The 14263-nt window shown below is 52.0% G+C and carries 12 protein-coding genes; 6 read left to right on the top strand and 6 right to left on the bottom strand.

The features are described 5' to 3' along the window. The first annotated feature begins 12 nt into the window (after window positions 1-12). Together ACTS9Y_RS03805 and ACTS9Y_RS03800 are read left to right on the top strand one after the other, a co-directional pair. Window positions 13-3147 (top strand): efflux RND transporter permease subunit, encoded by a 3135-nt coding sequence (locus ACTS9Y_RS03805; RefSeq protein ID WP_442584686.1) that lies wholly within the window; start codon window positions 13-15, stop codon window positions 3145-3147. Beyond that, window positions 3144-4607 (top strand): efflux transporter outer membrane subunit, encoded by a 1464-nt coding sequence (locus tag ACTS9Y_RS03800; RefSeq protein ID WP_442584685.1) that lies wholly within the window; start codon window positions 3144-3146, stop codon window positions 4605-4607. Before ACTS9Y_RS03805 ends, ACTS9Y_RS03800 begins: the two co-directional genes overlap by 4 nt. Window positions 4608-4738: 131 nt before the next feature. On the opposite strand, the gene ACTS9Y_RS03795 is transcribed toward ACTS9Y_RS03800, so the two are convergent. Beyond that, window positions 4739-5902 (bottom strand): helix-turn-helix transcriptional regulator, encoded by a 1164-nt coding sequence (locus ACTS9Y_RS03795; protein WP_442584684.1) that lies wholly within the window; start codon window positions 5900-5902, stop codon window positions 4739-4741. 279 nt (window positions 5903-6181) lie between these two features. Here ACTS9Y_RS03795 and ACTS9Y_RS03790 point away from each other — a divergent pair, with 279 nt between their 5' ends. Together ACTS9Y_RS03790 and lgt are read left to right on the top strand one after the other, a co-directional pair. Beyond that, on the top strand, window positions 6182-7459 hold the full coding sequence (locus ACTS9Y_RS03790) for an MFS transporter (protein WP_442584683.1): 1278 nt from the start codon (window positions 6182-6184) through the stop codon (window positions 7457-7459). A 53-nt stretch (window positions 7460-7512) separates the two neighbouring features. After that, window positions 7513-8304: a prolipoprotein diacylglyceryl transferase gene (gene lgt / locus ACTS9Y_RS03785; protein ID WP_442584682.1), complete on the top strand. Its 792-nt coding sequence runs from the start codon at window positions 7513-7515 to the stop codon at window positions 8302-8304. Between the two features lie 2 nt (window positions 8305-8306). On the opposite strand, the gene ACTS9Y_RS03780 is transcribed toward lgt, so the two are convergent. The 5 genes from ACTS9Y_RS03780 to polA all read right to left on the bottom strand — a co-directional run bounded on the left by ACTS9Y_RS03780 (window position 8307) and on the right by polA (window position 12911). Further along, window positions 8307-8576, bottom strand: a complete 270-nt coding sequence (locus ACTS9Y_RS03780) for a YkgJ family cysteine cluster protein (protein WP_442584681.1) — start codon at window positions 8574-8576, stop codon at window positions 8307-8309. 4 nt (window positions 8577-8580) lie between these two features. After that, on the bottom strand, window positions 8581-9321 hold the full coding sequence (locus ACTS9Y_RS03775; RefSeq protein WP_442584680.1) for a competence/damage-inducible protein A: 741 nt from the start codon (window positions 9319-9321) through the stop codon (window positions 8581-8583). A 188-nt stretch (window positions 9322-9509) separates the two neighbouring features. Continuing rightward, window positions 9510-9755, bottom strand: a complete 246-nt coding sequence (locus ACTS9Y_RS03770) for a GlsB/YeaQ/YmgE family stress response membrane protein (RefSeq protein ID WP_442584679.1) — start codon at window positions 9753-9755, stop codon at window positions 9510-9512. Between the two features lie 130 nt (window positions 9756-9885). Next, entirely contained in the window at window positions 9886-10104 is a 219-nt protein-coding gene (locus ACTS9Y_RS03765) for a hypothetical protein (protein ID WP_442584678.1), read from the bottom strand. Window positions 10105-10160: 56 nt separating this feature from the next. Further along, a complete protein-coding gene (polA, locus tag ACTS9Y_RS03760) occupies window positions 10161-12911 on the bottom strand; it encodes a DNA polymerase I (protein ID WP_442584677.1) in 2751 nt (916 codons plus the stop codon). A 122-nt stretch (window positions 12912-13033) separates the two neighbouring features. Here polA and ACTS9Y_RS03755 point away from each other — a divergent pair, with 122 nt between their 5' ends. Both ACTS9Y_RS03755 and ACTS9Y_RS03750 read left to right on the top strand, forming a co-directional pair. Continuing rightward, complete coding sequence (locus ACTS9Y_RS03755) at window positions 13034-13759, top strand: TIGR00730 family Rossman fold protein (protein ID WP_442584676.1); 726 nt, start codon at window positions 13034-13036, stop codon at window positions 13757-13759. Window positions 13760-13906: 147 nt separating this feature from the next. Beyond that, window positions 13907-14251, top strand: a complete 345-nt coding sequence (locus ACTS9Y_RS03750) for a DUF2782 domain-containing protein (RefSeq protein ID WP_442584675.1) — start codon at window positions 13907-13909, stop codon at window positions 14249-14251. Window positions 14252-14263 lie beyond the last annotated feature (12 nt).

Genomic DNA, 14263 nt, shown 5'->3' with positions numbered 1-14263 from the left:
AGGAAAAACGATATGACCCGATTTTTTATCACACGCCCGATTTTCGCCAGCGTGCTGTCTATCATCATCGTGTTGGCAGGATTGGCAGCGGCATTTAAATTGCCGATTGCACAGTATCCGCAGATTGCACCGCCAACCGTACTGATCACAGCGACTTACCCTGGCGCCAGTGCCGAGACACTGTCTAAAACCGTGGCTGCCCCGATTGAAGAGCAGTTGAGCGGGGTAGAAAACCTGCTTTACTTTAACTCAAGCTCAGACAGTAGCGGCACGCTGACCATCACCGCGACCTTTGATATTGGTACCGATGTTGACCAGGCGACGTTTAACGTCAGTAACCGCGTGAATATTGCCTTGCCAAGGCTGCCGGAAGATGTGCGCAGGACCGGTGTGGTGGTGCAGAAACGTTCTAACGATATTCTGCTGGTGGTGATGCTGATCTCCAGCAAAAAAGAACATGACCGTTTGTTCCTGAGTAACTACGCTACGCTCAATGTATTAGATGAATTCAAGCGTATCAAAGGCGTGGGTGATGTCACCATTTTTGGTGGCCAGGATTACTCCATGCGTATCTGGTTACGTCCTGACCGCATGGCGCAACTGGGTGTCTCCACCAGTGATATTTCTGCCGCTATTAATGCACAGAACGCGCAATATGCCGCGGGTAAGATCGGTGCCGAACCAGCACTGCCTAGCCAGCAATTATCATTCACGGTCACCGCCAAAGGGCGTTTGATCGAGCCTGAAGAGTTTGGCAATATCATTATCCGTGCGCAAGGCCCTAACGGGGTGCTGCGCCTGAAAGATGTCGCACGCATTGAACTGGGCGCGCAAACTTATAACGTAGCTTCTGCACTGAATGGGCAACCGGGTGTAGCGCTGCCTATCTTCCTGCAAACCGGTGCTAACGCGCTGGAAACAGCTGAAGCAATCAAGGCTAAAGTCGATGAGTTGAAAGCCAAGTTCCCTGAGGGCATGGATTACAACATTCCATACGATACCAGCGACTTCGTAAAAGCGACCATTGAAGAAGTGTTCCACACCTTTGGTGAAGCCCTGCTGCTGGTGGTACTGGTGGTGTTCCTGTTCCTGCAAAGCTGGCGCGCGACTTTGATCCCGATGATCGCGGTGCCAATTTCTATCGTCGGTACGTTTGCCGGCTTATACCTGTTCGGCTTCTCCATCAACCTGCTGACCATGTTTGCGATGATTCTCGCCATTGGTATTGTGGTGGATGACGCGATTGTGGTGCTGGAAAACACCGAACGCTTGATGAAGGAAGAAAACCTGAATCCTCTGCAAGCGGCGATCAAATCGATTGCCCAGGTGCAGGCGGCGGTGGTGGCGATTGTGCTGGTGCTGTGTGCGGTATTCGTGCCGGTGGCTTTCCAGGGCGGTATCGCCGGTGAGTTGTATCGCCAGTTTGCGGTAACAGTAGCGATTTCTGTGGTGATTTCGGGTGTGGTGGCGTTGACGCTGACGCCAGCCCTGTGCGCCATGATCCTGAAAAACAGCCATCATGAAAACCGTTTCTTCAGGGCGTTTAACCGTGGCTTTGGCCGTTTGACCAACTGGTACACCGGCACGGTGAACCTGACTCTGCATCATAAAATCATCGGTGCGGTGGTATTTGGTGGCATGGTGATCGTCATGATCTTCCTGTTCCGTGCCGTTCCGGGTGGTTTTGTGCCGCCAGAAGATCAGGGCTATGTGATCAGTATCGTGGTCATGCCGGATGGTGCGACCCTGAAACGGACTTCACAAACCGTGGAAAATATCCGCGCGACCATCGCCAAAGACCCTGCCACTGCGCATGAGTTTGCGGTGAACGGTTTCGAGCTGCTGACCGGTGCCAACAAAACCAACGCCGGTACCATGTTTGTGCGTATGACAGACTGGGATAAACGCACCACCAATGCAGACCAGATGGTAGGTAAACTGATTGGTGTCGGCATGAGCCAGCCTGATGGTATGGGCTTTGCGGTGAACCCGCCAGCGATCCGTGGGTTGGGTTCTGCCGGTGGTTTTGAGGTGTATGTACAAGCCCATGGCGATACTGATGCCATCAAGCTGGCGCAAGTCATGAATAACTTTATGGATGCCATGCGCGCTAACCCGCAATTGACCGGTATCAACAGTTTCTTCCGCCCAACCGTACCGCAGTTGTTTATTGAGGTGGATGAAGCCAAGGCCCTGTCACAAAATGTGAAGATCGCTGATATTTATGCCACTTTGCAAAGCACCATGGGTTCGCTGTATGTGAACGACTTTAACCGTAGTGGCCGTACTTACCGCGTCCAGTTGCAGGCGGAAGCCGCTTACCGGATGAAGCCGGAAGACTTGGGCAAAGTGTATGTACGCAGTCAGCCGACCGCAGACAGTCCGGACGGCAATATGGTGCCTATGTCGGCCCTGGCTAAAGTCAGCAACATTGTCGGTGCTGAGCAGTTGGAGCGTTACAACGGTCTGCTGTCTGCCAAAGTATTTGGTAGCGGTGCGCCTGGCGTGAGTTCGGGTGATGCCATCAAGCTGGTGGAAAAGATCGCCAGGGAAAACCTGCCAGATGGTTACCAGATCGCCTGGACTGGTCAGGCTTACCAGGAAAACCGTACCGGTTCTGCCGCATTGGTTGCCTTCGGCTTTGCCACCATCATGGTGTTCCTGATCCTGGCAGCACAGTTTGAAACCTGGGCATTGCCACTGGCGGTGATCATGGCGATCCCGTTTGCGATGACAGGCGCGTTGATCGCCGTGCTGACACGTGGCATGAATAACGATATTTACTTCCAGATCGGGTTGATCACCCTGATTGGTCTGGCGGCGAAGAACGCGATCCTGATCGTGGAATTCGCCTCACAGAAAATGGAAGAGGGTATGCCGCTGGCTGAAGCTGCACTGGAAGCTGCCCGTTTACGTTTCAGGCCGATCGTGATGACTTCCATGGCGTTTATGCTGGGGATCCTGCCGCTGGTATTTGCGACAGGTGCTGGTGCGGCTGCGCGTCAGTCCATGGGTACCGGCGTGTTTGGCGGTATGTTGCTGGCAACCTTTATTGCCACCATCTTTATCCCGTTGTTCTTTACCTGGCTGACCAACGAGAAAAAAGTGCGTCACCACGGTCATATTGAAGAAGAGGAATCGGTATGAAACCGACAATGAAATTGACTTTAAAACCATTGCAACAGTCGCTGCTGTTAGGGCTGGTCACCATGTCACTGGCTGGTTGCCAGGTGCTGGGGCCATTTTATTCACGGCCAGAGCCAGTCGTGCCTGCGCAATACACCAGCGGCCAAGCTGGGCAACTGACGCAGGAACAACAACTGGCTTTGCAACAATGGTGGACACTGTTTAATGACAGCAAGCTCAACCAGCTGGTAGATACCGCGCTGGCCAAAAACAACAACCTGCAATCAGCGGTTGCCCGTATCGAAGAAGCTGACGCGTTTGCACGTGAGAGTGGCGCCAGCTTGTTGCCTACCGTGACTGGTACTGGTTCAGGCATCCGTAACCGGGTGACTGAATCGGGGATCTTCCCGGTGTTTGGCGATAACCCGCGTAAAACCTACAAGATCGGTTTGAACGGTAGTTATGAGCTGGATTTCTGGGGCAAGCTGCGCCGCGGAAACGAAGCCGCACGCGCGCAATTGCTGGCGACTCGTTATGCCAAAGAAGCGGTGACCTGGTCACTTTCCAGCCTGGTCACCAATAATTACCTGATGATACGCAGCCTGGATGGGCAGTTGCTGGTCAACCAGCAAAACCTGAAAACGGCACAAGATAGCCTGGATCTGGCCAAACGCCGGGTTGAGGGTGGCGTGTCTACCATCCTGGATGCACACCAGGCAGAGCTGGTGGTGACCACGTTGCAAACGCAAACGCTGGAACTGAAAAGACAGCGTGCTTTAAGCGAGCATCAGCTGGGCTTGTTAACCACAGACCTGGGCTTGAGGATCCCCGCTGGTGATCTGATGGCGATGCCACAACCACTGACACCGCCTACCGGTTTGCCTTCAGCATTGATGGAAGCCAGGCCGGATGTACGCCAGGCTGAGCAGGCCATGATTGCGGCGAATGCCAATATCGGCGTGGCGCGCGCAGCTTTCTACCCAAGCATCGCGCTGACGACTACTTATGGTGGTGAAAGTATCGCGCTGAATAATCTGCTGCGATCGCCAGCGCGTGTCTGGTCATTGGGTCTGGATATCAATCTGCCGATTTTCAACGGCGGCCGTCTGAAAGCACGTGAAGAACAAGCTACTGCGCAGCAAAAGCAAACCCTGGCAAGTTATCAGAATACTTTGCAAACCGCCTTTACTGAAGTCAGCGATGCGCTGGTGAATGCCAGCCAGTATCGTGAGCAGGAAACGCTGGCGCAGTCCAAGGAGAAAACCACGGCGAATATCCTGACAGTGGCGCAAAACCGCTATCAGGCCGGTTACACCAGCTATCTGGAAGTACTGGATGCGCAACGTAACCATAATGAAGCGACACAAGCCATGGTGCAAAGTCGCCAGAACACCCTGATAGCGACCGTGGATTTATTCAAGGCGCTGGGTGGTGGCTGGAAACCTGAAAGCGTGAAGCAGGAAGAATATTACAAAAAGTAATTGTTTGATTTTGTGACTGCAAAACCGGGTGAGCATGTGAGTGCTAGCCCGGTTTTTTCTTTTCTGCTTTCAAAAAAGGCGAGCTTTTTGAAAATGGCGCGATACAGATACGTTTCACAACTTATCCGGATTTAGATCTGGTTGATGTGACTGGGCAAATGCATGAGCAGTTTAATCAGTTCGGGCTGGCGATTAGTCGAAGTTTTCTGGTAGATCGACTGTAGTTGTTTGCGGATAGTATCTTCTTTTTTACCCAGATATGCGGCGATCTCGATCACCGCATATCCCTCGGCCAGCATGGACGCGATCCTACATTCGGCGGGCGAGAGGCCGAAAGCAGCGCTCAGCAAAGTAGTATCGACCGGCGCGGTAGATTCCGGATGGTAGAACATCAGCATGATCAGTGGCCGCAATCCAAACATGCCCAGTGTGCATTGCGGCACTAGTGGCAGATAAAGTGCCAGCAACTTCTCGGCTTGCCCGCAATGGTTTTTTGCCTGTAGATTCAATACTTTGTATGAATGGCTTTCTCCATGTGCATATTGTCCATTTTTAATGTGCTGTTCAATCGCGGCGCACTCGGCAAGAAACTGCGACAAAGATGACTCCGGCATGCATAGATATTGCTCATGAACGGAAACCAGTCCGGTATTCGCAAGCAGTTGTTGCGCTGCATCATTGGTGAGCACCACTTTGCCCGTGATAGTCGTTAATATCACCGGCTGTTTCAGTTTATTGATCAGGGTGTGCCCGATCAGCGCCTGGGTAGAGTAGATGAAATGGCTGGTATTGATCCTCACTGCACGATGCAGATGCGGCAGTAACCGGTGAATAAACTGGATCGCTTCGCCGGACAAGGGCCCTTGCTCGGGGCCGCGCAGGCAACTGATAGAAAACGAAATATCATCATCTTCGATCACTTTCAATGCCGAAAGATAGCGCACACCATAAGGCAGTAAAAATGCCTGGTAAAACTCACTGTTTGCGACATAGTGATCATCAAACACTTCGTGGTCATGAAAACATGCCTGTGATGGCAGCATGCTCCAGTGCTTGCTGCGCGGATCAATAAACTGGTATCTCTGCAGATAGCTCAGTTCGCCAGCCACAGGCAAATTGGAACCGGTACTGAATGACAGTGTGCCGTGATGTTTATCCATGGCAAAAGCATGCACGACTTTGCAGTCCAGCGCGGTTCGCAGTTCCACGAACACCTGCTCCCACACTTTGGCGTCGTGTATGGTTTCGTAGATCAGGTGAATCAGACGCTCGTAGTGTTGTGAGGGTAAATCCATTGCTTTTCCTCTCGTCGTGAGATCCGGCTTGCAACGTTGCTGGTGTCAGCAGCGAACGTCTTGTATTCCTGTTTCCATGGATTCAATCATACCAATTTTACATTAACTAACATATGTATTGTTTTTGCCTGGTGTTTTTGTAACTGGTTGTGTCTTGAAAAAGCACCAGCCTCGCCTGTGCAGAGGCGAGGGTAGTCACGGCAACAGCAACTTGTCCTGATTGCAGTTACATTCAGCATAATTAATTGATCGTCCTGCGCTTTGCATTATCATGGCGACATGTCGCATATTCCCTCTGCTCCTTCCCTCCCGCGCATTGCGTTTGCCAGTTTTATTGGCACTGCCATCGAGTTTTATGATTTTTATATCTATGCCATGGCGGCAGCATTGGTGATCGGGCAAGTGTTCTTTCCCACCAGTGACCCCTCCGCGCAATCGTTAAACGCCTTACTGACTTTTGGCCTGGCATTTATCGCGCGTCCCCTGGGTGCATTGTTTTTTGGCCATTTTGGCGACAGGATAGGGCGCAAATCCACACTGGCGGCTTCATTGCTGGTCATGGGTACTTCTACCTTCTTGATCGGGTTATTGCCGGGTTACGACGTGCTGGGTCTGTGGGCACCGGTGCTACTTTGTGTGCTGCGTTTTGGCCAAGGCATAGGGTTAGGCGGTGAATGGGCGGGGGCGGCTTTATTGGCAACAGAATATGCGCCTGAAGGCAAACGCAGCTGGTATGGCATGTTTCCGCAACTGGGGCCTTCGGTTGGATTTTTGCTGGCAACGCTGACTTTTCTGGCGTTAAGCCTGGGCCTGACTGAAGCCGAATTCATTCAATGGGGATGGCGGGTGCCTTTTATTATCAGTGCGGCGTTGGTGCTGGTGGGCTTGTATGTCAGGTTCAAGCTGGCTGAGACCCCTGCATTCGCCAAAGCGCAGTCTGCGCATCATTTGCACCGCTGGCCACTTAAAACATTGTTATTGCAGCACGGCCGCGCCATTGTGCTCGGTGCCCTGGCCATGAGCGTGTGTTACCACTTGTTTTATACCGCGACCGTGTTTTGCCTTAGCTATGGCACGCAGGTATTACACATTGCACGGCCTGTTTTCCTGGGCATGTTATGCGTGGCCGTGCTGGGCATGACGCTCGCCACACCGCTGGCTGCCTGGTGGGCGGACCGTGCCGGCAGGCGGCCGGTATTGCTGGTAGGCCAATTACTGGCACTGGTACTTGGGTTTGCTTTGGCACCCATGCTAGGTAGTGGGCAATTACTCTGGATCACTTTGTTTTTATTTCTTGCGTTGTTTTTAATGGGCGTGGCATTTGCACCCATGGGCGCATTTTTACCTGATCAGTTCCCGGTCGCCGTGCGTTACAGTGGAGCCGGGCTGGCTTACCAGTTAGGCGGTATCCTCGGTGCCTCTTTTGCCCCGGCCATTGCGCAGTTTCTGGTACAGCAGGGCGGTTTGACCTGGGTAGGTTGGTATATGTCGGTGATGGCTGCTATCAGTGCCTGGGCGGTCTGGCAGGTAAAGCCGCAAAAGATCGCGCATGACTGAACGTTTGTTTCAACGGGTATAATGCAATTTTTTTACAGCAAAGCCATTTGAGTATGTTCATTCATCCCGGGTTTAACCCTATTGCATTGCAAATCGGCAGTTTTGGCATCCACTGGTATGGCCTGATGTACCTGGTGGGGTTTTTTGGCGGCTTGTGGCTGGGGCAATATCAGGTCAAGCGTCTGCTTAAAATTGATCCCAATTCACCGTGGCAGCACAAAGACCCTGACGATATGCTGTTTTATATCGCGCTGGGGGTAGTGCTCGGAGGCCGCCTGGGCTATGTGCTGTTCTATCAGCCGCTGTACTTTTTGCAGCACCCGCTGGAGATTTTTGCCTTATGGCAAGGCGGCATGTCTTTTCACGGCGGCTTTATCGGCGTGATGGTGGCGATGGCCTTGTATGCACGCAAGCGTGGTGTGATCTGGCTGCAACTGATGGATTTTGTCGCCCCGCTGGTGCCGATCGGCTTAGGCGCAGGCCGCCTGGGTAACTTTATCAATGGCGAGTTATGGGGCAGGCCTACGCATTCAGACTGGGGCATGGTGTTCCCGCAAGTAGACGCATTGGCACGCCATCCTTCACAGCTGTATGAGTTTGCGCTGGAAGGCATCGCCATGTTTCTGATCTTGTGGATTTTCTCAGGTAAAAAACGGCCGATAGGCGCGGTCTCAGCCGTATTCTTGCTGAGCTACGGGAGCTTCCGCTTTCTGGTCGAGTTCACGCGTGAACCAGACAGCTTCCTCGGCTTGTTGTCTCTGGGCCTGAGTATGGGGCAATGGCTGTGCATCCCTATGATACTGGTCGGCCTGGCCATGTTGCGCTGGGCGTATCGCAAGCCCTGATTTCAAACTCCGGGTTGCGTTGCCAGTTCAAGCGCCGTTAACCAGGTGATGGCATAGTCCCGGCTTTGTTGCGGCGCGCCACACATTTCCAGGCTGGGTTGCAGGCCGCCACAAAACGCCGGGCGTTCCGGTTTGCCAAATAGTTTGCAATCATAGCGCTCATCCAGCTGAATACATGGCACCCCTGCCGGTTTACCATCCGGCATGCCGGGGATAGCGCTGGTGATCGAAGGGGCAACGCAACAAGCCCCACATTGCGGACGGCATTGCATAGGTTTAAACATCCATCCACGGATAACCCAGCGCCGTCACGCCTGCTTTCAAGTGAAGCATGGCCTGTTTCACCAGGGTGCTTTCACCTTTCATGCCTACTTCTGTGGTCCGGCGTTGGTTGGTACGTGGCAAACTGAATAGTTTCAGCATGGGGTACTGCGCCAGCATCTGATTCATCAAATCAATCAGGTCGCTTTCACCCGCTTCAGTCACGACAATCGCTTGTTCCAGATAATCCAGCGTATGAAATAAATGGCCGTAATAAGTCTCCAGCACCCATTCGATCATCGGGTGCGCCATTTCAGGAAACCCAGGCACAAAATAATGCTGGTTGATACTAAACCCAGCCACGCGGTTGATTGGGTTGGGGATCAACTCACATCCCTGGGGGAAATCAGCCATCAGCACCCGCTTAGGGTAGGCGCCATCACCGTATTGCGCTTCAATATTAGCCACTGCCCCAACATGCCGCTCGATGGGCACGCCTGCTGCCTCTGCTGCGCATTGCCGGGTATGGTCATCGGGCGTGGCTCCTATGCCGCCAAAACTGAATACCACCTCGCCGCGCGCCATGCTTGCCTTGAGATGGCTGGTGATTTGCTCAGGGATATCCGCAATAAAGTAAGCCCAGTTGAGTGGCAGGCCACGGGCAGAAAGCAATGAAATCACTTTGCTGAGGTGTGCATCCTGGCGTTTGCCGGACAGGATCTCGTCGCCAATAATATAAATACCGAAAGACTGCATGCTGAGTGGGTTTTGAAGGAGTGACAGCCATTATACCGTTGGCTGTGTTGGATATTGCATCATTGCAGAATGGGGGGTATTGATGAATCCGATTCTTTGGATTGATAGGCTCATAAACAAAATGGCGGTGACTTTTCAGTCACCGCCATCTTTTCTATCGTCGTGTGCTAGAAATCAGCTGGCGTGCATCAGCCTTTTCGCAATGCGCGCGACAGGAAGATCAGGAAGATCGCACCAACGGTCGCGACGACAATGCTACCAATCAGGCCGCCGCTGGCACTTAAGCCCAACAACCCGAACAGCCAGCTACCGACTACAGCGCCGGCAATCCCTAAAATCAAATCCCAGATCAGGCCGTAGCCGTCACCCTTCATAATCAAACCCGCCAACCAGCCAGCAATAATTCCAATTACGATGGTCCAGATCATAGTCATTTCCTCATTGTTGTTATCAAAGTTTATTTCTTATGTTTGAGCCGCAATGTTAATAGGTAAGACATGCTTCATCTGTCAGAGCTTTTATGAAAAACTTGTCAGAAAAGACTGATACTGATTTTTCAACAATTTATTTTTTCAAGCCAACCAGCACGATGCCAGCACCGGCAATAATCAAAATCACACTAAGAGCCTGAGGGATCTCAACATCTTTAGTGATGTCGGCACTGGCTTCCAGTGAGCCGATTTTTGCTACAGTCTCTTTGCTTTCGTAACTGAAGCCTTTATAGATAAGACCGGCAGAGCCAAGTGCAATCAGGACAATGCCGATGATGATGGATGATTTCATAATGGTGTCGCTCCCTTTTCAGTTGAATGAAACATTACCTTAACATAGGCGTAATCTTAATGTGCACTTTCCCAGTTATTGCCCATGCCAACCTCGGCCAATAACGGAACATCCAGCCTGGCAACACTCTGCATCAGCAGCGGTAACTGTTGTTTCACCAGTTCGAGTTCGGCGTCCGGTACTTCCAGCACCAGTTCATCGTGCACCTGCATGATCAGTTTGGTCTGCAATTTTTCCTCAGTCAGCCATTTATCCACAGCGATCATGGCCAGTTTGATCAGGTCAGCGGCGGTGCCTTGCATGGGGGCGTTAATAGCAGCGCGCTCTGCACCTGCCCGGCGATTGCCATTGGCGCTGTTGATTTCGGGCACCCATAATCTGCGGCCAAAAATGGTTTCGACATAGCCTTGCTGTTTGGCGAGTTCACGTGTTTCGCTCATATACTGGCGCACGCCGGGGTAGCGCGCAAAGTAGCGTTCAATGTAACTTTGCGCGGCGCTGCGCTCGATATTCAGGTTTTGCGCCAGGCCGAACGCGCTCATGCCATAAATCAGGCCAAAGTTGATCACCTTGGCATAGCGGCGTTGTTCATTGTCGACACTGGTTTTATCGACACCGAAGATTTCAGCGGCAGTCGCACGGTGGATATCCTCGTTATTGGCAAACGCGGATAGCATACCGGCATCCTGCGACAGATGCGCCATGATGCGTAATTCGATCTGTGAATAGTCGGCTGAGACGATATGGCTACCCGGCGCAGCGATAAACGCTTCGCGGATGCGGCGGCCTTCTGCCGTGCGCACCGGGATATTTTGCAGGTTGGGGTCACTGCTCGCCAAACGCCCGGTGATCGCCACCGCCTGATTGTAATTGGTATGTACGCGCCCGGTTGCCGGGTTGATCATTTTCGGCAGTTTGTCGGTATAGGTCGATTTCAACTTGGCCATGCCGCGATATTCCAGCAGCACTTTCGGCAACGGGTGATCCAGCGCCAGTTCCTGCAATACGTCTTCATCGGTAGAAGGCACGCCGGAAGGCGTTTTCTTTAATGGTTTGATGCCCAGTTTGCCAAACAGGATTTCCTGCAATTGTTTGGGGCTGCCCAGGTTGAATGGTTGCCCGGCCAGTTCATAAGCCTGCTTTTCCAGTTCCATCAAGCGCAGGCCGATTTCATTACTCTGGCGGTTAAGCATATGGCTGTCTATCAACACGCCGTGACGCTCCATGCGCTGTAAGGCGAGCATGCTAGGCATTTCAATCTGCTGGTAGATAAATTCCAGCTTGGATGATGCTGCCACTTGTGGATACAGCGCATCATGCAGTTGCAGGGTGATGTCAGCATCTTCCGCAGCGTATTCAGCGGCCTGTTCAACGGTCACCTGGTTAAAGCTTACCTGTTTGGCACCTTTACCGGCCACCGCTTCAAACGGGATAGGCGTGATGCCTAAATGCCGCTCACTTAACTCATCCATGCCATGGCCTTTATGGCTCTCAAATACGTAGGATTGCAGCAAGGTATCGTGGGCGATGCCTTGCAACTGTATGCCGTGATTGGCCAATACATGCATATCGTACTTAAGATTCTGCCCGACTTTTTTGATGGCCGGGTTTTCCAGAATAGGTTTCAGTTTCTCCAGCGTGGCATTCAGCGGCAACTGGGCAGGGGCGTCAAAATAATCATGGGTGAGCGGCACATAGGCGGCCTCACCAGGCGTGATACTGAATGACACGCCGACAATTTTTGCTTGTAGCGGGTCCAGTGAAGTAGTTTCAGTGTCAAAGCATAGTAACGGTGCCTGTTGTAACTTGACTAACCAAACGTCCAGCTCTGCATCTGTAAAAATAGTCTGGTACTGACGGCGGGTGTCAGGGATGTAATCTGTTTTAATCGCGGCTGGCACTGAATACGTGGCAGGGGAGGGGCTGGCAGATGATCCGTCAGACAGTTTATCCAGCTCTTTTTTCCAGGTGCGAAACTCAAAATGATCGAACAAAGAATGCAGTTTTTCTTTATCTGGCGCCTGCTGAATCAGGTCATCAAATTTCTCACATACGCCGACATCACAGCGGATAGTGATCAGTTCACGTGCTGTCGGTAACCAGGGCAGGGCTTTGCGCAGGTTATCGCCCACCACGCCTTTGATATTGTCGGCATTGGCGACAATGTTATCCAGTGAGCCGTATTCTTTTAGCCATTTCACTGCCGTTTTCGGGCCGACTTTTTCTACGCCAGGCACGTTATCCGAGGTGTCGCCGACCAGGATCAGATAATCAATGATTTTGTCGGGCGGGATGCCAAACTTGTTTTCCACGCCTGCAATGTCCAGCACATCATCGGTTTTGCGGAAAGCGTCGCGCATGGTATTGACGACAGTGATATGCGCGTTGACCAGTTGTGTGATGTCTTTGTCGCCGGTAGAGATAATGGTTTTAATACCTTCTTTTTCTGCCTGCTTGGCCAAAGCGCCGATCACATCATCTGCTTCAACGCCTTCTTCAATGATCAGCGGCCAGCCCATGGCGCGTATGGTCTCGTACAAAGGCTCGATCTGCGCCCGCAAATCATCCGGCATGCTGACGCGGTTGGCTTTGTATTCGGGATACAAATCATCGCGGAAAGTCTTGCCCTTGGCGTCGAACACACAGGCGCTGTAATCGGAAGGATAGTCTTTATGCAGGCGGCGCAGCATATTGAGCACGCCCTGAATGGCCCCTACCGGTTCATTGGCCGAGTTGCGCAGATCAGGCATGGCGTGAAAGGCGCGGTATAGGTAACTGGAGCCGTCTACCAGAAGCAGGGTCTTCATTATTGAGTTCTCAAGGGTTTAAATGGACTAGCTAAAGTCAAAAACATTTCAAAGGCGTATTTTACGCAATTCAAAGCCACTTCATGTACACTAATTTTGTTTGTAATTTGAAGGACTGATGTATGAACAACCAAAAGCTGCCCAGCATGGTGGAGCCAGAATTGCTCAACGGTGCTGATGCAAGCCATGAATCCTGGCATGCGTTTGAGATTATGGCTGAGTTTGTGGGCGCCACCGAAAACCTCAAAGCGATCATGCCTGCCGTATCCATTTTTGGCAGTGCGCGTACCAAGCCTGACCATCCTTACTATCAGCAGACCGAAGAAATCGCACGATTACTGTCTGATTCCGGTTTCAGCGTACTGTCTGGTGGCGGCCCCGGCATTATGGAGGCAGCCAACAAAGGTGCTTTCCCCGGGCGTGGTGCCAGTGTGGGGCTGAATATCAGGTTGCCGTTTGAACAGCATGGCAACCCGTACCAGGATATCGGCATCAGCTTCAAATACTTTTTCATGCGTAAAGTCATGTTCGTCAAATATGCCAGCGCATTTGTGGTGATGCCGGGCGGCTTTGGCACGCTGGATGAGTTGATGGAAGCCATCACGCTGGTGCAAACCGGCAAGACACGCAAACTGCCTATCATCCTGGTCGGCAGCCAGTATTGGTCAGGCCTGGTGGATTGGCTGCGCAATACGCTGGTGGCGGAAGGCATGGCGTCAGAAGCCGATCTTGACCTGATTCAGATCATCGATGAGCCGCAAAAGATCGTGGATGCCATCTTCAAGCATTATGAAACGACCGGCTTTGAGCTCACCCCTGCCGAACGCAAGTTACAACTGTATTTATAAGCGTTTTTCCACTAAAAATGACTTCTATATGTACCGCGCTTGCCGATTTGATTGATTAATATATTTATTTCGCGGTTATTGTGATTGCAGATGTCGCCTGAAGGCGGCTTTTTGCTAGAATAGCAATCACTGATTAAGGAGTTCTCCATGCGTGACTTTCCCCGTTTCTTGCTTGCTCTTGCAGGTATTGCCGGTATCGTACTGCCGGTCTGGGCAGCAGCCCCTGGCAATGCAGAATTGCTGGAGGAAGTCCCTTCGCCGCCAAAAATCATTGAAGGCCAGCCGATTGACCAGCCGACGATTACAAAACGCAAAGATGGCGAAAACGAGCTTGAGGAATATAGCATTAATGGTGATGTCTATATGGTCAAAGTGACGCCACCTAGCGGCAAACCTTATTATTTGCATCGCGAAGACCGCAATGGGGATTGGGTCAATGATGGCCCGACCCGTCCGCTTTCTGTGCCTAAATGGACACTGTTCCGATTCTAATCCTAATCTTTG

It is taken from the genome of Methylophilus sp. (assembly GCF_052173275.1).
Classification (GTDB): Bacteria; Pseudomonadota; Gammaproteobacteria; order Burkholderiales; family Methylophilaceae; genus Methylophilus.
This window is presented reverse-complemented; position numbering and strand designations above follow the sequence as displayed.

Excerpts from the sequence above, each read along its gene's own strand:
- ACTS9Y_RS03805 (WP_442584686.1), top strand. The coding sequence starts at position 13 with ATGACCCGATTTTTTATCACACGCCCGATTTTCGCCAGCGTGCTGTCT.
- ACTS9Y_RS03800 (WP_442584685.1), top strand. The coding sequence starts at position 3,144 with ATGAAACCGACAATGAAATTGACTTTAAAACCATTGCAACAGTCGCTG.
- ACTS9Y_RS03795 (WP_442584684.1), bottom strand. The coding sequence starts at position 5,902 with ATGGATTTACCCTCACAACACTACGAGCGTCTGATTCACCTGATCTAC.
- ACTS9Y_RS03790 (WP_442584683.1), top strand. The coding sequence starts at position 6,182 with ATGTCGCATATTCCCTCTGCTCCTTCCCTCCCGCGCATTGCGTTTGCC.
- lgt (WP_442584682.1), top strand. The coding sequence starts at position 7,513 with ATGTTCATTCATCCCGGGTTTAACCCTATTGCATTGCAAATCGGCAGT.
- ACTS9Y_RS03780 (WP_442584681.1), bottom strand. The coding sequence starts at position 8,576 with ATGCAATGCCGTCCGCAATGTGGGGCTTGTTGCGTTGCCCCTTCGATC.
- ACTS9Y_RS03775 (WP_442584680.1), bottom strand. The coding sequence starts at position 9,321 with ATGCAGTCTTTCGGTATTTATATTATTGGCGACGAGATCCTGTCCGGC.
- ACTS9Y_RS03770 (WP_442584679.1), bottom strand. The coding sequence starts at position 9,755 with ATGACTATGATCTGGACCATCGTAATTGGAATTATTGCTGGCTGGTTG.
- ACTS9Y_RS03765 (WP_442584678.1), bottom strand. The coding sequence starts at position 10,104 with ATGAAATCATCCATCATCATCGGCATTGTCCTGATTGCACTTGGCTCT.
- polA (WP_442584677.1), bottom strand. The coding sequence starts at position 12,911 with ATGAAGACCCTGCTTCTGGTAGACGGCTCCAGTTACCTATACCGCGCC.
- ACTS9Y_RS03755 (WP_442584676.1), top strand. The coding sequence starts at position 13,034 with ATGAACAACCAAAAGCTGCCCAGCATGGTGGAGCCAGAATTGCTCAAC.
- ACTS9Y_RS03750 (WP_442584675.1), top strand. The coding sequence starts at position 13,907 with ATGCGTGACTTTCCCCGTTTCTTGCTTGCTCTTGCAGGTATTGCCGGT.